The 20,818-nt window shown below is 48.8% G+C and carries 18 protein-coding genes; 15 read left to right on the top strand and 3 right to left on the bottom strand.

All coding sequences use genetic code 11. The features are described from left to right. The 7 genes from AB8599_RS12820 (at position 1) to AB8599_RS12790 (ending at position 8,702) form a co-directional block, all read left to right on the top strand. Positions 1 to 1,299, top strand: a complete 1,299-nt coding sequence (locus tag AB8599_RS12820) for a sodium ion-translocating decarboxylase subunit beta (RefSeq protein WP_407331293.1) — start codon at positions 1 to 3, stop codon at positions 1,297 to 1,299. A 155-nt stretch (positions 1,300 to 1,454) separates the two neighbouring features. Beyond that, entirely contained in the window at positions 1,455 to 2,390 is a 936-nt protein-coding gene (locus AB8599_RS12815; RefSeq protein ID WP_407331292.1) for an NADP-dependent oxidoreductase, read from the top strand. After that, a complete protein-coding gene (locus AB8599_RS12810; RefSeq protein ID WP_407331291.1) occupies positions 2,387 to 2,974 on the top strand; it encodes a beta-phosphoglucomutase family hydrolase in 588 nt (195 codons plus the stop codon). Before AB8599_RS12815 ends, AB8599_RS12810 begins: the two co-directional genes overlap by 4 nt. Beyond that, positions 2,958 to 3,395 carry a YqaA family protein gene (locus AB8599_RS12805; RefSeq protein ID WP_407333222.1) on the top strand — a complete coding sequence of 146 codons (438 nt, stop codon included), beginning with the start codon at positions 2,958 to 2,960 and terminating at the stop codon, positions 3,393 to 3,395. Before AB8599_RS12810 ends, AB8599_RS12805 begins: the two co-directional genes overlap by 17 nt. A 22-nt stretch (positions 3,396 to 3,417) precedes the next feature. Then, positions 3,418 to 6,255: a M16 family metallopeptidase gene (locus AB8599_RS12800; protein WP_407331290.1), complete on the top strand. Its 2,838-nt coding sequence runs from the start codon at positions 3,418 to 3,420 to the stop codon at positions 6,253 to 6,255. A gap of 133 nt (positions 6,256 to 6,388) precedes the next feature. After that, a complete protein-coding gene (gshA, locus tag AB8599_RS12795; protein ID WP_407333221.1) occupies positions 6,389 to 7,942 on the top strand; it encodes a glutamate--cysteine ligase in 1,554 nt (517 codons plus the stop codon). A 151-nt stretch (positions 7,943 to 8,093) separates the two neighbouring features. After that, positions 8,094 to 8,702 (top strand): hypothetical protein, encoded by a 609-nt coding sequence (locus AB8599_RS12790; RefSeq protein WP_407331288.1) that lies wholly within the window; start codon positions 8,094 to 8,096, stop codon positions 8,700 to 8,702. 99 nt (positions 8,703 to 8,801) lie between these two features. Here the strand turns inward: AB8599_RS12790 and AB8599_RS12785 are convergent, their stop codons facing one another. Further along, positions 8,802 to 10,037, bottom strand: coding sequence for a YbiU family protein (locus AB8599_RS12785; protein WP_407331287.1), 1,236 nt, complete (start codon positions 10,035 to 10,037; stop codon positions 8,802 to 8,804). A gap of 292 nt (positions 10,038 to 10,329) precedes the next feature. Between AB8599_RS12785 and AB8599_RS12780 the strand changes: the two genes are divergently transcribed. The 5 genes from AB8599_RS12780 (at position 10,330) to AB8599_RS12760 (ending at position 15,676) form a co-directional block, all read left to right on the top strand. Further along, positions 10,330 to 11,331: a LacI family DNA-binding transcriptional regulator gene (locus AB8599_RS12780; RefSeq protein WP_407333220.1), complete on the top strand. Its 1,002-nt coding sequence runs from the start codon at positions 10,330 to 10,332 to the stop codon at positions 11,329 to 11,331. Positions 11,332 to 11,410: 79 nt separating this feature from the next. Then, a complete protein-coding gene (locus AB8599_RS12775; protein WP_407331286.1) occupies positions 11,411 to 12,658 on the top strand; it encodes an ABC transporter substrate-binding protein in 1,248 nt (415 codons plus the stop codon). Between the two features lie 136 nt (positions 12,659 to 12,794). Further along, positions 12,795 to 13,697, top strand: coding sequence for a carbohydrate ABC transporter permease (locus AB8599_RS12770; RefSeq protein ID WP_407331285.1), 903 nt, complete (start codon positions 12,795 to 12,797; stop codon positions 13,695 to 13,697). Next, the gene (locus AB8599_RS12765) at positions 13,687 to 14,568 is read left to right on the top strand and encodes a carbohydrate ABC transporter permease (protein ID WP_407331284.1); all 882 of its coding nucleotides are present in this window, start codon (positions 13,687 to 13,689) and stop codon (positions 14,566 to 14,568) included. The genes AB8599_RS12770 and AB8599_RS12765 overlap by 11 nt, the downstream gene beginning before the upstream one ends. A gap of 4 nt (positions 14,569 to 14,572) precedes the next feature. Further along, positions 14,573 to 15,676 (top strand): ABC transporter ATP-binding protein, encoded by a 1,104-nt coding sequence (locus tag AB8599_RS12760; protein WP_407331283.1) that lies wholly within the window; start codon positions 14,573 to 14,575, stop codon positions 15,674 to 15,676. A 262-nt stretch (positions 15,677 to 15,938) separates the two neighbouring features. Here AB8599_RS12760 and AB8599_RS12755 read toward each other — a convergent pair whose 3' ends face one another. Continuing rightward, a complete protein-coding gene (locus AB8599_RS12755; RefSeq protein ID WP_407331282.1) occupies positions 15,939 to 17,213 on the bottom strand; it encodes an HlyC/CorC family transporter in 1,275 nt (424 codons plus the stop codon). Positions 17,214 to 17,303: 90 nt separating this feature from the next. Next, positions 17,304 to 18,101 (bottom strand): inner membrane protein YpjD, encoded by a 798-nt coding sequence (locus AB8599_RS12750; protein WP_407331281.1) that lies wholly within the window; start codon positions 18,099 to 18,101, stop codon positions 17,304 to 17,306. A gap of 275 nt (positions 18,102 to 18,376) precedes the next feature. On the opposite strand from AB8599_RS12750, the gene ffh reads away from it, so the two are divergent. The 3 genes from ffh (at position 18,377) to rimM (ending at position 20,782) form a co-directional block, all read left to right on the top strand. Further along, positions 18,377 to 19,753: a signal recognition particle protein gene (gene ffh, locus AB8599_RS12745; RefSeq protein WP_407331280.1), complete on the top strand. Its 1,377-nt coding sequence runs from the start codon at positions 18,377 to 18,379 to the stop codon at positions 19,751 to 19,753. Positions 19,754 to 19,977: 224 nt separating this feature from the next. Continuing rightward, a complete protein-coding gene (gene rpsP, locus AB8599_RS12740; protein WP_016958167.1) occupies positions 19,978 to 20,226 on the top strand; it encodes a 30S ribosomal protein S16 in 249 nt (82 codons plus the stop codon). Between the two features lie 28 nt (positions 20,227 to 20,254). Continuing rightward, positions 20,255 to 20,782: a ribosome maturation factor RimM gene (gene rimM / locus AB8599_RS12735; RefSeq protein WP_407331279.1), complete on the top strand. Its 528-nt coding sequence runs from the start codon at positions 20,255 to 20,257 to the stop codon at positions 20,780 to 20,782. Positions 20,783 to 20,818 lie beyond the last annotated feature (36 nt).

Below are 20,818 nucleotides of genomic sequence, written 5' to 3'. Positions count from 1 at the left end.
ATGGAAGGTTTGTTGATCCTCTGGCAAGGCACGGGTCTTGCCAATTTCCAGATTGGCCAATTGGTGATGATTTTTGTTGGGTGTGTGCTGCTGTATTTAGCCATCCGCAAAGGGTTTGAACCCTTGTTGCTATTGCCGATTGGTTTCGGTGCCATTCTTGCCAATATTCCCGAAGTGGGTTTGGCGAACAATGCCATTCAAAATGCGTTGTATGCCGCGAGCCCAGATGTGATGGGCGAATTCGCCCGCATACTCGGTATTGGTGATGCGAATCCTGAAGCGATAAAGGTCGCAATAGATGGTGCGAGCCTTCATCAAATTACAGCGCTCGATGAAGCGGCGCATGCCGCTAAGTTCTCTAATGGTACGCTTTACTCGTTCTACAGTGTCGCTATTGCGTCTGGGATCGCGCCACTCCTGATCTTCATGGGCGTGGGTGCAATGACCGACTTTGGTGCGCTTATCGCTAATCCTCGCACATTGTGGCTAGGTGCTGCGGCACAGTTTGGTATTTTCGCGACGCTGTTCGGTGCGATTTTGCTGAACTTGATCCCTGGTATGGAGTTCTCGCTGGCCGATGCAGCATCGATTGCGATCATTGGTGGTGCTGATGGCCCAACGGCTATCTTCCTCGCCAGTAAGCTTTCGCCTGATTTACTCGGTGCGATTGCGGTTGCTGCCTATAGCTACATGGCGTTGGTGCCGATCATTCAGCCTCCAATCATGAAGCTGTTTACCTCGGAAGAAGAACGCAAGATAGAGATGAAGCAGCTACGCCACGTCTCTAAAACGGAAAAGATTATTTTCCCGCTTGCGGTATTGATGATGGCGATAATCTTCTTGCCATCGGCAACACCTTTGGTTGGTATGTTCTGCTTAGGCAACTTGATGCGTGAATGTGGGGTGGTTGATCGTCTTTCAAACACGGCACAGAACGAGCTTATCAACATTGTGACCATCTTCTTGGGTTTGTCTGTGGGCTCGAAGCTTCAAGCCGAGCAATTCCTTCACGTAGAAACCTTGGGGATTCTGGTGTTGGGTGCGGTGGCATTTAGTATTGGTACTGCCGCTGGTGTGTTGATGGCAAAATTGCTAAACAAATACAGCAAGGACAACATCAACCCATTGATTGGTGCTGCGGGTGTATCTGCGGTACCAATGGCGGCACGTGTAGTGAACAAAGTCGGTTTGGATGCTAACCCGCATAACTTCCTGTTGATGCATGCTATGGGCCCTAACGTCGCTGGCGTATTAGGCTCGGCGGTTGCTGCCGGTGTGTTACTTGCCTTGGTGGGATAAATACTCAACCAAGTTGGCAGGCGAGAAAGCACATAGCGGTAATGTGACAAGCTTGGTCAACGCGACAAAGTGACGAAATAAAGGCGGAAGGCATTGTGTCTTTCGCCTTTTTTAATGACACTGAAAAGCACTAATGGTGCAAAAAGGATGATGGCATGACTCACAATCTTCAACTGGCAATCACCGCATTTGGTGAACCCGAGACCCTGAAAATACAACAAACTGAGCTACCCGAGCCAACAGAGGAGCAGGTATTGCTGAAGGTCGCTTATGCGGGTGTGAATCCGGTTGATGCTAAAACCCGAGCGGGACTTGGCTGGGGCGCAGAGAAAATCAAAGATTCTCTCCCTTGGGTTCCTGGTTTTGACGCCGCGGGCACTGTGGTTGCGAGCGCTGGCCAATATCAGACAGGGGATCGTGTCGCTGGACGAATCGTAGAAGGTGGCGGATATGGCCAATATCTTTGCGCCAATCTCGATGCGCTTTCTCGCGTACCTGAAACCGTATCCTTTCAACAAGCAGCATCACTTCCGGTTGCGGGTCTTACCGCCCTTCAAGCACTCGAACTTGCTGGTGTGAAATCAGGTGAGTCGGTGTTGATATTGGCGGGTGCTGGCGGTGTGGGTCACATTGCGATCCAGTTAGCCAAAGCGGTTGGTGCGGTTGTGTATGCCTCGTGTTCTGCTGGCAACCTTGAGTTTGTTTCCCAACTCGGTGCAAAGGCGTTGGATTATCGTGCATCAGCGCTTGATGCACAGGTGAGTGGCGTTGACGTGTTGATTGACTTGATGGGCGGTGATGCTGGAGAGGCTGCGTTAGCGTGTGTGAAACAAGGCGGGCGAGTGGTCACGGTACCGACCATTACCGCTGAGCGAATCATCAATGCGGCCAAAACCAAAGGTATTGAAGCCCAAGGTATGCTTGTTCAACCTAATCCCGCGCAAATGGATGCTCTTTTGGCAAAAGTAGCAGCAGGAGAGTTACACGTGGAAATCGCCAAAACCTATCCGTTAGAGCATGGCGTGCAAGCGCACGTGGATATTCAATCCGGTCGAACTCGCGGCAAGATTTTGCTGGAGATCCCGCAATGAGTCGCTATGACCAATATGAGGCGCTGATTTTCGATTTGGATGGCACCTTGCTTGACTCTATGCCAGGTCACTATGCGGCATGGCAGAAAACCGCGGCAGACTTTGGCTTTGACGTGTCGGAAAGCTGGTATCACACACGCGGCGGCAGTCCGACGATTTTGACGGCGAAATCACTCATCGAGCAGCTTGATCTTGATATTGCCCCTGAGGTACTCGCTGCGCATAAGACGCGGTGTTTTAGCGAGGTCATGGAAGATCACCTAGAAATCTTGCCGTTTACAGACGTCGCCCGTCATTATGCGGGTAAGAAACCGATGGCGGTAGGCACCGGAACCTTAACCGACATCGCCACGCGTATGCTTGAGAAAGCGGAACTGCTTCATTTGTTTGATGTGGTTGTCGGTGCTGATCAGGTATCAGCACACAAACCATCACCGGACACTTTTGTTCGTTGTGCTGAATTGCTGGGTGTCACGCCAAGCAAATGCCTTGTCTTTGAAGATGCGGTGTTTGGCTTTGATGCGGCGGCAGCAGCAGGCATGGATGTTATTGATGTTCGAGTCACCGATGTTGGATTGGATTAGTGGTGACTCCGCGCTGTGGGTATTATTTTCAACCGGTTTTCTCAGCGCGACGTTACTTCCCGGTGGTTCAGAAGCGAACCTGATATTTCTTCTTAAACAATCGAGTTTTAGTCTTGGTGTACTGGTACTAGTTGCCACCCTTGGAAACACCTTGGGTGGCATGACTAACTATTGGATTGGGCGCTTTATTCCTGCGCGAACCCTTGAGCAAAAACACGGTCAAAGAGCCATTAGCTGGCTTCAGCATTATGGTTATTGGACCTTGCTACTCAGCTGGCTACCTATTATCGGTGATCCTCTTTGTTTGGCTGCGGGTTGGCTGAGACTGAAACAAAGTTGGTGTTGGGTCTTGATTGGGGCAGGAAAAGCCCTCAGATATCTGATACTCGCGCTTGTGACTCGAGGTTTACTGTTTGTCTAATTCATTTTTGAAAGGATAGTGTGTGCGTTATTTTATCCTTGCGGCAGCGGTGCTTACGCTGTCTGGGTGCGGTGTTTATTCGGCTTCACCAGAAAAGTCCCTACCTTCGGGTGTCACGTTTATTGAGCAACACGACGCTAAAAGCGGCACTCCCACCATCCCTTATCAAAAGTATCAACTCGATAACGGGCTGACTGTTCTGCTTCATCCTGATACCTCCGATCCTTTGGTGCATCTGGATGTGACCTATCATGTGGGCTCTGCCCGTGAAGAGCCCGGAAAGTCGGGTTTTGCGCATTTTTTCGAGCACATGATGTTCCAAGGTTCCAAGCATGTTGGCGATCAGCAGCATTTTAAATTGGTCACTGAATCTGGCGGCAGTGTGAATGGCACGACCAACAGAGATCGCACCAATTATTACGAAACAGTACCGGCTAACGAATTAGAAAAAATGCTGTGGCTAGAGTCCGATCGCATGGGATTTTTGCTTGAAGCGGTGTCGCAGCGTAAATTCGAGATTCAACGTGATACGGTGAAAAATGAACGAGCTCAGAGCTATGACAACCGTCCGTATGGGTTGGTGCAGGAAACCTTAGCCGCCGCGCTGTATCCACCGACACACCCTTACAGTTGGCCAACCATTGGTTACGTTGATGATCTTAATCGTGTCGACGTGGATGATTTAAAAGCATTCTTCTTGCGCTGGTATGGCCCTAATAATGCCACGCTCACTATCGGTGGTGATATCGATGTGGAGCAAACTCTCGCTTGGGTCGAAAAATACTTTGGCGACATTCCGCGAGGGCCGGATGTTGTTAACGCTGATAAGTGGCCAGTAACGCTTGATAGCGATCGCTTTGTGACGATTGAAGATAAAATTCAACAACCTATGCTCGTGATGAGCTGGCCGACGGAATATCCCGATGCAGAATCGACTGTCGCACTGGACATGTTGGCGTCAGTTCTTGGGCAAGGGCGAAACAGCTTGCTGTATCAAGAGCTAGTGAAGCCTGGCAAAGTGCTCAGCGCGAGTGCTTATCAAGATTGTGCAGAGCTTGCCTGCACGTTTCAGCTGTATGTCCTTGGCAACCAAGGCCAAGACCTGACAGAAGTACGTGACGATGTGTTCAAGGTGCTGGGTTCACTGAAAGCTAGAGGCATCAAACAAGATGACCTTGAGCAAGTCAAAGGCAGCGCCGAAGCGGGCGCCGTATTTGGTCTGCAAAGTGTTCATGGCAAAGTGGCGCAACTAGCATCCAACGAAACCTTCTATGGCGAACCGGACAGGTTGTCGCAGTGGCTCAACGAGCTTGATAACGTCACCACCAAGGAAGTGGAAGCCGTATTTCGTCAGTTTGTTTGGCAAAAACACTCCGTCACCGTGTCTGTGGTGCCTAAAGGTAAGTTGTCGCTAGAGGCGGAACCGCAAAACTTCACCGCAGTAAGAGCGAAAGCCCAAGAACCAGAGATAAACACAGTTTTGGTTAATGCTCGACAAACCCCTGAGACCTTCGATCGCAGTGTGATACCGGAACCTTCTGGGTCAGTGACCTTGAATGTGCCAACGCTTTATCATTCGAAGTTGGGCAATGGCATTCAAATTACTGGGGCAGAATCAAACGAAACGCCGACCGTCGCGATGCACCTTATTCTTCCTGCCGGCACCTTGATGGAGCCTGAAGGGAAAAATGGCCTCGCTTCGTTGACGGCAGATTTGATCGCCGAAGGCACAATGAATCAAACCAGTGAAGAAATTGCTGCTCAGCTGGATCGCTTAGGATCAAGTGTGAGCATCAGTGCGTCGAGTCGAGGGACTACGGTTAGCGTGTCATCATTGACGAAGAACCTCAAAGAAACTCTGATGATTGCCGGCGACATGCTGTTTAATCCTCGTTTTGATCAGGCGGATTTTGATCGACTGAAAAAGCAGGCACTTGAAAGCATTCAGTTTAGCCACCAAACGCCACAGTGGCAGGCGAGTCAGGCTCGCCGTGAAGTTTTGTATAAAGACCCTTGGCATGCACTACCTTCAGAGGGAACGCGAGAAACATTGAGCAGCTTGACGCTGGATGATGTGAAAGCTTTTTATGCCAACAACTATACGCCGGATACAACTCGACTGATTGCCGTTGGCGACATTGATAAGCAAACGCTTTTATCGAAAATTAATGGGCTGAACCGTTGGACGGGACCGAAAGCAAACACACCGGAAAAAGCAAAACTGAAGCAGTACGCTGAACCGAATATTTGGTTGGTGGACAAGCCTAGCGCGCCGCAAAGTGTGGTGCAGATGATACGTCACGCCATGCCTTATGATGCCACGGGAGAAATGTTCAAAACCCAACTGGCTAACTTTAACCTTGCGGGTAACTTTAACTCACGTTTGAATCTCAATCTTCGTGAAGACAAAGGCTACACTTACGGTGCAAGTGGCTATGTGCTGGGTGATCAGGATAAAGGTCGCATTGTCTTTCAGGCGCAAGTGCGTGCAGACACCACCTTGGATACCGTTAAAGAAATGCAACGAGAACTGTCTGACATGGCAGAGCTAGGCATTACAGATGAAGAGCTTGATTTCCTGCGTCTCGCGGTAGGGCAAAAAGATGCGCTGAGTTATGAAACGCCGGGGGATAAGGCCGGTCTTATCGCTAACATCATGCGCCATGAATTGCCTGAAGATTACAAAGCAACGCAGAAGGCGATCATCGATAGCGTTGAGAAGGCAACGTTAAATGCGCTAGCCCGTGAGTGGTTCAACCCAAATGACTATCAAATCATTGTTGTTGGTGATGCCAACAAGCTTGAACCTTCACTTGCGACATTGGGATTACCTGTAAAACGTTTATCGATTGAGAATTGAGCGATATTTATAGGTGGTTAGACTAACCGTAAAAACAGTGAGATGGCTTTTGGTGTTGAGAGTGATTATCCTTAGTCATCTTACTGCTTTCAAAATATAAACGAGTACAGCCTTGAATAGTTTTTCTCAAAGGTTGGCAGCGTTTTCTGAACATCCAGAAACGCTTAAAGGCATAGGCCGAGGCGTGGAGCGCGAAGCATTGCGTATCACTCCAGAAGGGACTCTGTCATCTGCCGCCCACCCAATAGCGTTAGGCTCAGCACTGACCCATCAATGGATCACGACCGACTTTGCAGAACAACTGCTGGAGTTTATTACGCCAGTGACGTATTCGGTCTCTGACATGCTCACGCAGTTGCAGGATATTCATCGATTTACCTACCGTGAGTTGGACGGTGAATCATTGTGGCCGCTTTCCATGCCTTGTTACGTTGCCAATGAAGATGACATCACCTTGGCACAATATGGCACATCGAATGTTGGCAAAATGAAAACCTTGTATCGTCAGGGCCTTAAGCTTCGCTATGGCAGTGTGATGCAGGTGATCTCTGGTGTGCATTTCAACTTTTCGTTCCCTGAAAGTTTCTGGCAGCAGAAGTTTGGTGATCAAAGCCCTTATGCACGCCAAGAAGCAGTGTCTGACGCGTATTTCGGCTTGATCCGAAACTATTATCGTTTTGGCTGGATGATCCCGTATTTGTTTGGCGCATCTCCTGCACTGTGTGGTTCGTTTATCAAGCAAACCGACACAAATTTAGACTTCAAAGTGTTAGGCAATGGTACTTACTACCTGCCTTATGCGACGTCTTTGCGCTTGAGCGATTTAGGCTACACCAACAGCGCCCAAAGTGGCTTGAAAATTGGTTTTAACAGCCTAGAGCAGTATCTTGAAGGGGTTCGAGCTGCTATTCGCACGCCGTCGGCTGAGTTTGCCAAAATAGGCGTGAAAGATGCCGCTGGCTATCGTCAATTGAATGCCAATGTGCTGCAAATTGAAAATGAGCTTTATGCCCCGATCCGTCCTAAGCGTGTTGCCCAAAGCGGCGAAAAACCGTCTGAAGCGTTAGAGCGTGGCGGCGTTGAATACATTGAAGTTCGCTCATTGGATGTGAATCCATTTAGCCCAACGGGTATTGACGAGACTCAGGTTTACTTCTTAGACCTATTTGTGACGTGGTGTGCATTGAGCGACTCTGATCCAATGACCGAGTGTGAGCTGCAATGCTGGCGTCAAAACTGGAACAAAGTGGTGCTAGAAGGCCGCAAACCGGGTTTGACGCTGCAAATTGGTTGTGACGGTGAGCAACTTACGCAGGCTGAATGGGGCCATCGCGTCTTTGCCGATCTCGCAGAGCTGGCTGTGGTCATGGACAAAGCCTATGGCGGCGACAAATATCAGGCAGTGTGTCGTGAACTGGTGACATGGTTTGATGAGCCAAATAAAACCTTGTCAGCGCAATTGCTTCACGCGATTGTTGAAGAGGAAAGCATCGGAAAAGTCGGCCTAGCGATAGCGAAACAAAACGCTGAGCTTTACGCACAAGGCGAGTATCATCTTGTCTCTGAAGCACAATTTCGCGAAGAAGCACAAGCTAGCTTGAAAAAGCAGAAAGATGTGGAGCAAGGCGACGCTATAAGCTTTGAACAGTATCTGGCTGAATACTTTGGTGATAGTGTATCGCTTTAAGAGACTCCGATTTTTACTGAAAAACAGGCAGATCTCTCTGCCTGTTTTTGTATCTGTTATGCCGACACAACTCTCGCCGAATATGCATATTGAGGTTGCTTGGGCTCAGGGTTAACTTTTCGTGTCGATGGTTCGTGAGATAGGAACAACTATGCACTTTTCACCTAGGTGGCTATTACTTCTCGCCTCATTATTTTTAGTAGGCTGCGCCAATCCTCCACCCAAAAGCCCTGAGAACATTTGCAGTATTTTCCGCCAATATGATGGTTGGTATGAAGATGCGGTGGACATGGAAGACGATTGGGGAACGCCAATCCATGTCGCCATGGCTTTTGTGAAACAAGAGAGCTCTTATATACATGATGCATTACCGCCAAGAGACTACGTACTTTGGGTGATCCCATGGGGGCGTGTCAGCAGTGCCTATGGGTATGCGCAAGCGCAAGATCCTGCTTGGTCGGATTATCAGAAAGCCACCAGTAACGGTGGTTCGCGTACCGACTTTGGTGATGCGATGCAGTTCATTGGCTGGTATACCAGCGAGACGCAGCGTCAGTTGGGGATCTCAAAATGGGATACCTACAACCAGTACTTGGCGTATCACGAAGGGCGAGGTGGGTTTCAGCGCGGCTCGTATAAAGCTAAGCCTCAGGTGATGCAGGTGGCGCGCAAAGTAGAGCGTCAGGCGAAGACCTATGGCGCACAATTGCAAAGCTGCCGCTCAGAGCTTGAATCTAACCGCAGCTGGTGGCCTTTCTAACAAAAGGCTTAGGTTCGCTGACAATGCCATTGAAAAAAGCGCCGTGATTGGCGCTTTTTTGGTTTTGTTTTTCGCCTAACGGATTAATTGCTTTGCGAGTCAATCAAATCCCATTTGGCGTCGACCGAGTTCACTCAGGTCATCTTCTGTGGCTCTGCCTTGATAGGCGCGCTCATGGTGCTCGGGCGCAAAGTCTGGGCAGCTCTCCCCTTTGAGAAACGCGCTGCGTTGCTTTTCTAAAAAGTGGCGGTTCTTCTCACAATCCGGCGCCGCGCCGATGAACAGTACATTGCTGTAGCCATCGCCATTGTGCTTATCTTCGACGGCATGAATGGTATCGGGATGCCACCACACTGTGTCGCCTGGACGCACCACCGGAATAGACACCAATCCTTCAAATAGCAGCGGATGCCACTGCTCAAAAACAGTCAGCGCTCGCCCGGGTGCTGCACCACACAAATCATCTTCTGGCACATCGTCTTGAATGGCTCGGAGCAACATATAAGGAATAGCGAGTGTCGATGGCACCATGCGTAACGTGCCATCGCCTTTACCTTGTTGTGTTAATGCGACCCAGCCTTGAAAGGTGCGAAATACACTGCAAACAGCGGGCGACGGGAACTCTTCCACTTCAATGCGATTAGCACCATAAAACGCATTGTATTGCTGCCAGTCACCTTGAAAAATATCACGGTAGACCTCGCGATAGTGGGGTTCTATCCAACGTTCGACTGAGCCTGAGTCCACATGCGGTGATAAGCCTAACGTGGCATCGCCCGGTTCGCGCCGACGGACACGATCGGCGTAGCTGGCTTCCAAGTCTGGGTTGAAAAAGGTTTTGCCCTTGTCCTGCCATGTCCATAAATGATTCAGATGACGACGAGCCACTGCCATATTTGGATGCTGTCTAGCCCAGATCTGGGCAGGAGACCAATAGATCCCAAAGATCTGTGGTTTGTCGGATTTCAGCTGACTGAAATAATTGTCTTCGACGGTCGGTATGTGTTCGTAGTAGCCATTCTCAATGATGTAGCGAGAAAGCGCATCGTTGTGGCTGCTCACTTCTTCTTCGGGCAAGGTGTTGCGAATAATACAGCAACCCGCTTGATGCACACGCTGACGTTGTTCGTCGGTAAAGCCACCCTCTGCAATATCAGAAAACGCAAACTGTGGGATGGCAGAGCCTTCACTTTCTTCACGTTTAATACGCGCAATTTCTGCTTCCATGGCTTTGGATATGTCATCAAATCGGCGCTTGTAGTCGGGACATTGCGCCTTCAATGCTCGTTTAAAATCACGAATTTGCTCGGGAAGATTTTGTGTGGAAAGAGCCATGCGCCCTCCTTTCCTGTCTTACATCCATGAATACCTTAACAAGCTCTCATTTCATCGCGTGACATGGCGCTTGTTTTTGGCTTTGCTTTTAACATTATTGCAACCTATTTGCACAAATATACTACCTTTATTGGAACGTTCCAGTTTATTTTTTAACCTTTCATTGTAATAGCTCGCATATATTTGTAATTGAAAGATAACTTTTTTCATTGGATGGCATCTGACAATTTGAGGGGCGTCCACCGTGGCTGAGAGTAAAAAAACACGACATTCCAGTGGACGAAAGGCCACTGTGATTGATGTTGCCAAGGCAGCGGGTGTTTCCAAATCCACGGTTTCTTTAGTGCTTCGCGGTAATGCTGGCGTAAAAGCGGAAACTGTCGAAAAAGTGAATCAGGCGATAGGTCAGCTGGGCTATGTCTACAACCGCGACGCGGCAGGGCTGAGAAACAAAGAGTCAAATCTCGTCGCCATTGTGGCAAACGATTTGGCTAATCCTTATTTGGCGCAAGTCATCATTGCGCTTGAGGGGCAGTTAGAGCGCCAAGGCTTTATGCCTGTCGTGGTTAATATCAATGAAAGTGTGGTACGGCAAACCGCTATGGTGGCTTCGCTTAAAGAACACAACGTCGCGGGTTTTTTTATTACGCCTGCGCCAGATACTGATGCCAAATGGCTGCATGCGTTAGCGGACGCCACACATCCTGTCGTGTGCTTGATGCGTGATGTGGTGGGGGCCCAAGTGCCAACGGTGATGCCAGACAATCGTCTGGGAATGTTTTTATCAACCCGATACTTGATTGGTCTTGGGCACCAGCGCATTGCGTTTATTGGCGGGATTGAGGCGATATCTGATTATCAAGAGCGCAAGCAAGGCTTTATGCAAGCCATGGATGAAGCCGGCCTGTCTGTGATGCCTGGCGATATTGAGCCAAGTTCGACCAAGCGCCAAGGCGGGAAAATTGCGCTGAACCGGGTGTTAGACCGCGCACCAGAGATCACCGCGATTGTTTGTTTTACGGATGTGGTGGCTTACGGCGCGTATACCGCATTGCGCGAGCGAGGGTTAACCCCCGGAAAAGACATAGCCGTGGTCGGATTTGATGATTTGGAAGACAGTCGACTGATGTCACCTGCGCTGACGACGGTAAGGGTGAGTGCAGAAGAGATTGGCCTGATGGCATGTGAAAGATTACAGCAATGGCGAGAGAACCAAAAAGTGCCCGAAAGTGCCCTCGTGGGTGTGGAACTGGTGATTCGTTCGTCATGTTGTTCGGCGGGAAGAAAAGGCTAGAGGACTGGCCTAAGTTTTCCCAACAACAAAAGGAAGGCCGCAGTAAACGCAGGTCAATGATACTAATGGGACTACTATCATGAGAAAACGCAACATGATTCAAACCCTGCCACTTGCAGGTACTTTGCTGTTATCCGCAGCGGTCGTGCAGGCAGAAGATGTAGAAGTATTGCACTGGTGGACGTCTGGCGGCGAAGCGGCAGCGCTTAACGTTTTGAAAGACGATCTTGCGACGCAGGGTATTGGTTGGCAAGACATGCCTGTCGCGGGTGGTGGTGGTGGCAATGCCATGACGGTGTTGCGTGCTCGAGTGACGTCTGGAAACCCACCGACGGCGGTGCAAATGCTGGGTTTCGATATTCAAGATTGGGCCGCAGAAGATGTGGTAGCCAACCTTAACAGTGTTGCAGAAGCGGAAGGCTGGAACGATAAAGTGCCTAGTGCATTGCAGCGCTTTTCTAAGTACGACGGAAAATGGGTTTCTGCACCTGTTAATGTCCATTCGACTAACTGGATTTGGGCCAACAAAAAGTTGCTTGATGAAGTGGGTGTCAAACAGCCGCAAACGTGGGACGAGTTGATTAGTGCGCTGGATAAACTGAAAGCAGCAGGGTACATCCCGCTGGCTCACGGTGGGCAAGCTTGGCAAGACGCAACCCTGTTTGATGGCGTGGTGTTAACGACCGGCGGCATCGATTTCTATCGCAAGGCCATGATTGATCTTGATCCGGATGCGTTAGGTTCAGACACCATGGTGAAGGTGTTTGATCGTATGTCTCAGCTTCGCGGTTACGTAGATAAGAACTTCCCAGGTCGTGATTGGAACTTGGCATCTGCGATGGTGATTGAAAACAAAGCGGGCATGCAAATTATGGGTGACTGGGCCAAAGGCGAGTTTCTCAAAGCGGGCATGAAACCCAATGAAGATTTCTTGTGTTTCCGTATGCCGGGCACGCAAGGCATGGTGACCTTCAATGCTGACCAATTTGTGATGTTTGATGTGGGCGAATCAAAAGCCCAGCAAGAAATGGCAAAAGCCATTATGTCGCCGACCTTTCAGTCGGCATTTAACGTGGTGAAAGGCTCAGTGCCAGCCCGTACTGACGTATCAAATGAAGCGTTTGACGCTTGCGGTCAGAAAGGCATGGCCGATCTGGCTGAGGCCAACAAAAATGATACCTTGGTCGGCAGTATGGCCCACGGTCACGCTGCACCTGCAGCAGTGAAAAATGCCGTTTATGATGTGGTGACTAATCACTTCAATGGTGGCATGGATTCCAAACAAGCGACAAAAGCTTTGGTCTCTGCGGTGCAAGACGCGCAGTAGGGAATCGATAGCAGTAGCGAGGAACGAGAGGGTGACCATTCGTGTGTCGAATGCGCCTTCTATCTCCCTCAGATAGAAGGCTTCTCCTGTCTCGTGAACCTCGCATTTTGTTACCCTTCGCTTCAAGGATCGATTTATGTCTTCTCCTGGAAAGTACAGCTCTCGCCAATTTTGGCAGCAGTTGCTCCCTAAAATCGTCATCGCGCCTTCCTTCGCGCTGATACTTTTCTTTGTCTATGGCTTTATTGCATGGACAACGTACATCTCTTTTAGCACCTCGCGCATGCTGCCCAACTACAACCTAGATGGTTTGCGGCCCTATGAAAAATTGTGGAATAGCCTGAACTGGAATGTGGCGCTGGAAAACCTCGCCATCTTCGGTATTTTGTACATCGTGATTTGCTGTGCGCTGGGGTTATTTCTCGCTATCTTGCTCGACCAGAAAATCCGTATAGAAGGTGCATTACGACCCATTTTTCTCTACCCCATGGCGCTGAGTTTTATTGTGACGGGTACGGCGTGGAAATGGTTCCTCAATCCCGGGCTTGGGCTTGAGAAAACCATGCGAGAGATGGGCTGGGAAAGTTTTAGCTTCGATTGGCTGATCAATCCCGACATGGCGATCTACACCGTGGTGATTGCCGGGGTCTGGCAGACCTCTGGTTTTGTGATGGCAATGTTCCTTGCCGGCCTTCGTGGTATTGACAGTGAAATGCTGAAAGCCGCGCAACTTGATGGCGCATCAGCCTTTCAAATGTATCGACGGATCATTATTCCGCAGCTACGTCCGGTGTTTCTCAGTGCCTTCATCGTGCTCGCCCACATGGCGATAAAGAGCTATGACTTGGTCATTGCGTTGACAGGCGGTGGCCCAGGAAATGCCACGGAAATGCCTGCTACCTTTATGTATTCCTACACCTTCTCCCGTAACCAAATGGCAGTGGGTTCCGCGAGTGCCATCATCATGTTAATGACCATCGCCGCGATTATCGTGCCGTATCTCTATAGCGAGTTGAAGGAGAAAAAGCATGAGCAGTAAGGAAAACAGTTCTCCTTTTCAAGGCGCACGTTTTTGGCGGGCGTTGATTTACATCACCTTGACTGTGTTCGCCTGCATGTACTTGCTTCCTTTGTTTGTCATGCTGGTAACCTCGTTTAAAGAGTTGGATGAAATTCGTCAGGGCAACATGTTGGCACTCCCTCAGGTTTGGACAATTGAACCTTGGATTTCAGCTTGGGGTTCAGCCTGCATTGGCCTGACCTGTGAGGGAATTAATGGGTACTTCTTGAACTCCATTATGATCACTGTGCCAGGTGTCTTGATGTCGACCATATTAGGGGCATTGAACGGGTATGTGCTGACCAAGTGGCGTTTTAGAGGACACAGGTGGGTGTTTGGTCTCATGCTGTTTGGCTGCTTCATCCCCTTTCAGGTTGTGCTCGTACCCATGAGTCAGGTTCTAGGCACGCTTGGTTTGGCGAACACCACGGCAGGCTTGGTGCTGGTGCATGTGATTTATGGCGTTGGTTTTACGACATTGTTCTTCCGCAATTATTACGAAGCCTTTCCGAGTGAATTGATCCGTGCCGCCATGATTGATGGGGCGGGGTTCTTTAGAATGTTCTTCCGCATTTTATTGCCAAGTTCAGGCCCGATAATTGTGGTGACGATCATTTGGCAGTTCACAAATATCTGGAACGACTTCCTGTTTGGCGCGTCGTTTGCGTCAGGTGGTACTGCGCCTATCACGGTCGCATTGAATAATCTGGTTAACTCTTCGACGGGTGTGAAGGAATACAACGTGCACATGGCTGGCGCCATGATTGCTGCACTTCCCACGCTTTTGGTTTATATCCTGGCCGGGCGCTACTTCGTTCGCGGTCTCATGGCGGGCTCAGTAAAAGGATAATGCAATGGCATCTTTGACGCTCAATAACGTAAAAAAACGGTTTGGACAAATAGAGGTTTTAAAGGGTATTGATATTGCCATTGATGATGGTGATTTTTTGGTGCTAGTAGGGCCTTCAGGTTGTGGTAAATCAACATTGCTGAACATGATTGCAGGGCTTGATAGCATCAGTGATGGCGACGTGATGATCGGTGACAACATGATCAATACGCTGCATCCCGCTGATCGTGATATCGCGATGGTCTTTCAGTCTTACGCTTTGTATCCCAACATGACGGTGGCGCAGAATATTTCGTTTGGTCTGGAAATGCGCCACGTACCAAAACCTGAGCGCGAACGCTTGATTGGTGACGTGTCAGCCATGTTGCAAATTGAGCACTTACTCAAGCGTAAACCGGGTCAATTGTCGGGTGGTCAACGGCAACGTGTCGCGATGGGGCGTGCACTGGTACGCGACCCGAAAATTTTCTTGTTTGATGAGCCATTGTCTAACCTTGATGCGAAGTTACGGGTAGACATGCGCACGGAAATTAAACGTCTTCATCAGCGCTTAAACGCCACCATTGTTTATGTGACTCATGATCAGATTGAAGCCATGACGCTAGCAACCAAAATCGCAGTCATGAAAGATGGTGAGGTGCAGCAGCTTGGATCACCCGCGGAGGTGTATGACAACCCAGCGAATACGTTTGTGGCAACTTTCATGGGGAGTCCTTCTATGAACTTGTTTGATGCAAAGGTAGAGGCATCAGATAGCTCGCAGACTCAACTTGAGATCCATGGGCATGAAGGGGAAGCGCAAGTCGTCAGCTTTAACCGTGGTTTTTCTGAGTTGGCCTCTTATGTTGGTAAAACGGTGAGCCTAGGTGTGCGTCCGGAGGATATCTCTGATAGTAAGCAGGGCGGTGAAGGAACGCTATTGTGCAAGGTGGATGTCACTGAACCAACAGGTGCTGATACCTATGTGATTACCTTACTGTCTGGCAAAGAGGTGGTGGCGAGAATGCCCGCAAATGCGAATTTAAAGCCGGGTGATATCACGCATTTTGCGTTCAACCCAGAAAAGCTGGTGCTGTTTGATAAGCAAACGGGAATGCGTATTCGGTAAGTCGCTATATGCGTTAAAAAAGGCGTGCTAAAAAGCCCCATGCTGCTCAGCATGGGGCTTTTTGTAAAGGGAGCGTGTTGAAAACGCATTGTTGTTCTTGGCATATCATCAAATGATTTATACAGAGGAGATTAAAAACATGTGGTTTCCGGTTTTTCGAGTCAGTACTAGGATCGGTCGTAAGATGTGAGTCATTGCGTGGGGCGATAGAAGAAAAAAGCCAGTGATTCACTGGCTTAGATATGTTTTAACCAAGGAAGGGTTACAGTTTCACGCCTTTCGGCACAGGCAGTATTTTGACTTGCTTTATCATGTTCTCCGCCACCTCGACAATTTCCATTTGATGACCTTCAACTTCAATGCTGACTTGGCTATTTGGAATGTCTTCCAAATGTTCAAGGATCAATCCGTTTAAAGTGCGAGGGCCATCTGTCGGCAATTCCCAGTTGAGACTCTTGTTTAAATCACGAATGTTGGCGGTTCCATCAATCATGTAACTGCCGTCTGGCAATGCAGTGATTTCTTCCGCGAGGCTAGGTGAAAGTGATGTGGTGAATTCACCAATAATTTCTTCCAGAATGTCTTCTAATGTGACGAGTCCGATAATGTCACCGTATTCGTCAACGATAAGGCCGATACGCTGCTTATTGCGCTGGAACTTGAGCATTTGTACGTTGAGAGGTGTGCCTTCGGGTATGTAGTAAACCTCATCCGCAGCTCGCAGTAGGTTTTCCTTGTTGAACTCATTTTCCACCATCATGCGATACGCTTCGCGCACTCGCAACATACCGACGACTTCATCAATGTTGTCACGATAAAGCACCATTCTGCCGTGTGGTGCATGCGTTAACTGGCGCATGATGGCTTTCCAATCATCATTAACATTAATGCCAGTGATGTCGTTGCGTGGCACCATGATGTCATTGACGGTAATTTCTTCTAATTCAAGAATTGAGATCAGCATGTCTTGGTGACGACGAGGGATTAATCCCCCCGCTTCATTGACCACTGTGCGCAGCTCTTCCGAGCTTAGGTGGTCTCTGCCATCATGGCTAGTGGTTAAGCCGAGCAAGCGTAGGAAACCATTGGTAATGCCGTTAATAAACCACACTAGCGGGTACATCACTTTCATTAGGATGTTGAGTAAGATGCTGCTGGTGTAGGAGACGCGCTCAGGGTAGAGCGCGGCAAGTGTTTTTGGCGTGACTTCTGCAAATACGAGGATAACCAAGGTGAGACCACCGGTTGCGATGGCGACACCTAAGTCACCATACAGGCGCATGCCTAATATAGTGGCAATCGCTGAAGCCAGTATGTTGACCAAGTTATTGCCGATAAGGATGAGCCCAATGAGCCTATCTGGACGGGCGAGTAGTTTCTCTACGCGCTTTGCGCCTTTGTGTCCTTGGTTGGAAAGGTGCCGAAGTCGGTAACGGTTTAACGCCATCATTCCGGTTTCGGAACCGGAGAAATACGCTGAAACGACGATGAGCAATACCAATAGGGAAGCTAATGTTCCCGTCGATATGTCGTCCAAATTACAAATTCCTTCTTTTTTAAGTAGCCCTAATTAAGGGCAAGAATGTGAGTCGCTGTCAAACGCGATGGTGAAAATTCAGCCCTGTCATCACGAAGCAATAATCACTTCACGTACAAATCGACTGCCAAAATAGGCCAGGGTCAGTAAAAATGCGCCCACAATACTGATCCAAATAACGCGGCGACCACGCCACCCTGAACGGTAATGCCCCCAAAGCAAGCCGCCATACACACACCATGCCATGGCAGATAAAACGGCTTTATGCGCTTTACCTTGGGCAATCATATCGTGTACGAATGCAAAGCCGGTGATAAGCGTTAGCGTCAGTAAAATTTCACCAATCAAAATGATGTTGAATAACTGACGTTCTACCGCCATCAGTGGCGGTAAATTAGGGTTCATCATGAGCTTTTTCTTGCTCTTCAATTGATGATCAAGCCACGCTAATTGTATGGCATATAACGTGGCTATCATGAGTGTTGAATAAGAGAATAGGGCCAGTGATATATGCAAAAGAACCTGTGGGTTTGCTTCAAGGTGCGAAATGACAGCCCCTGGGAGCAAGGTCGCAGCGGTAAGATTAATGGCAGAAAAGCTGTATACGACGGGCAGCAATACCCAAACACGCATTTTGAAAAGAAGACCAGTAGTGATTGCGGCAATAATAAAGCTGATTAAAGACGCGACATTGAGGATGCTGAGATTTTGGCCACCATCGGCAAATATCAGATCTGATATCAGATAGGCATGGAGAGCGAGCGCACCACAAGCGCTCAGAAAAACGCGTTTTGCCGGGATCTGGTTAGGGCCAGAAAGTCCCGGAACAATCTGCATAAGAGCCGCTAAATAAAGCAGTGCGGCAAGGAGTGCTACTAAGATATCCATGTGTCTTTCAACAACATCGCTTAAAAATAAAGGTTTTAGTATACCCTGCACAGCTAAGAGTCGCTATGTAACACTGCTGATCTTTTAAGCGTAAGCTGTCTTAGCGCTTGCAAACAACATAGAAAGTGACAGCTGTTGCCTTTAAAACTATCGTCATCGTCATCGCCATCATGTAAGACAAGCTTATAATGAGTTATAATCCCAGCAATTTTGTGTTGATCGCCACCTGAGTACTATCAGCCCTGTGGTGCCGTCGCGTAGAGAGCGAGTAGGACATGTTTGAGAACTTAACGGATCGTTTATCCCGAACGCTGAAGAATATCAGCGGTCGTGGTCGACTCACTGAAGACAATATTAAAGAAACGCTGCGTGAAGTACGTATGGCGCTGCTGGAAGCCGATGTTGCGCTTCCTGTAGTGCGTGACTTCGTCAAAAAAGTAAAAGAAAGCGCGGTAGGTCTTGAAGTCTCTAAAAGCCTGACGCCGGGTCAGGAATTCATCAAGATAGTTCAAACTGAACTTGAAGCCGTGATGGGGGAATCCAATGCTGAGTTGGATCTAGCCTCTCAGCCTCCTGCGGTTGTGTTGATGGCAGGTTTGCAAGGTGCGGGTAAAACAACCAGCGTCGGTAAACTGGGTAAAATGCTCAAAGAGCGCCACAAGAAGAAAGTGCTGGTGGTTTCCGCTGACGTATATCGTCCTGCGGCGATCAAACAGCTTGAAACATTGGCAACAGATGTTGGCATCGATTTCTTCCCGTCAACGCCCGATCAAAAGCCTGTGGATATTGCGAAAGCGGCATTGGCGCACGGCAAACTAAAATTCTACGACGTAGTGATTGTCGATACTGCAGGTCGTCTGCACGTCGATGAAGCCATGATGGACGAAATCAAAAACGTTCATGCGGCCATTAACCCGATAGAAACCTTGTTCGTGGTTGATGCCATGACAGGTCAAGATGCAGCAAATACTGCAAAAGCTTTCAACGATGCGCTTCCACTGACCGGTGTAGTTCTTACCAAGGTTGATGGTGATGCGCGTGGTGGTGCGGCACTGTCTGTTCGCCACATTACGGGTAAGCCGATTAAGTTCTTGGGTGTGGGTGAGAAAACCGACGCGCTTGAACCTTTCCATCCTGACCGTATTGCGAGCCGTATCTTGGGTATGGGTGATGTTCTGTCACTCATCGAAGATCTGCAACGTAATGTTGATACAGATAAAGCGGAACAACTGGCGAAGAAGTTCAAAGAGAAGAAAGGCTTTGATCTGCAAGACTTCCGCGACCAGCTGCAGCAGATGAAGAACATGGGCGGCATGATGGGCATGATGGATAAGCTGCCAGGCATGTCTAATATCCCTGATGATGTGAAAAACCAAGTAGACGACAAGATGTTCGTTCAAATGGAAGCCATCATCAACTCCATGACGCCAAAAGAGCGCACGCGTCCGGACCTGATTAAAGGGTCACGTAAAAAGCGTATTGCTGCAGGTTCTGGTACACAAGTTCAGGACGTAAACCGTTTGCTTAAGCAGTTCACTCAGATGCAGAAAATGATGAAGAAGATGCAAAAGGGTGGCATGAAGAACATGATGCGCAATATGAAAGGCATGATGGGTGGTATGGGCGGAGGCGGTGGCATGTTCCCTCGCTAAGCGTATGCTACGTAACTAAAGGTCTAGGAATGTGAAGTACCTAGGTCTAAAAGACTAAAGCAACCGGATTTGCTAAGTGGTTGATTGTTTATTTGCACTGATGCTTTTTTAGCTAAAGCAGTTGCATTCGATCACAGAAAGCGTAAAATTCCGGAGCTTTATTTTGGCACGAGGCCCTGTATTTACGCAGGGCCAATTTAATTCAGTAATGCAAAGAGGACGATATGGTAACCATTCGTTTGGCACGTCACGGCGCTAAAAAGCGTCCATTCTATCAAATCGTTGTTGCCGACAGCCGCCAAGCTCGCGACGGTCGCTTCATCGAGAAAATTGGTTTCTTCAACCCGATCGCTCAAGGTCAAGAAGAGAAACTGCGTTTGGACCTGGACCGCGTTACCCATTGGGTTGGCGAAGGTGCAGCTGTTTCTGACCGCGTAGCACGACTGATCAAAGACGCTGCGAAAGCTGCGTAATTTATCAGTGTCAGGGTTAAAAGAAGAAATGAGTGAGCAAGAAAAGGTTGTAGTAGGCAAGCTAGGTGCTTCTTATGGCATCCGTGGCTGGCTCAAAGTTTTTTCTTACACTGAAAATGCTGAAAGTATTTTCGACTACACACCTTGGTTTATCAAGGTGCATGGCGAGTGGCAAGAATTTAGTCTTGAAGACTGGAAACGCCACGGTCAAGGTTTTGTTGGCAAACTGAAAGGCATGGATCAGCGTGAAGACGCCCAGGTCATGACGAATGCCGAAATTGCGGTTAACCCAGAAGCGTTGCCTGCGCTGTCAGATGAAGAATTCTACTGGCGCGAGCTCTACGGCATGGAAGTGTTCACTACCAAAGGTTACAACCTTGGTAAGGTCTCTGACATTCTTGAGACTGGCTCGAACGATGTGTTAGTCGTAACTGCAAACTTGAAAGATGCTTTTGGACAGAAGGAACGCCTAGTGCCGTTCCTCGATGGGCAAGTCATCAAGTCGATTGATCGCTCTGCTCAACGGATCGAAGTTGACTGGGATCCTGGATTTTAAAATCCCCGGGTAACATTTAAAGCAATAGGAGCGGAA

This window comes from Enterovibrio litoreus, from assembly GCF_045679545.1.
In the GTDB taxonomy this organism is placed as follows: Bacteria; Pseudomonadota; Gammaproteobacteria; order Enterobacterales; family Vibrionaceae; genus Enterovibrio.
Note: the sequence above shows the minus strand (reverse complement) of the source record. Positions and strands in the feature narration are given on the sequence as shown.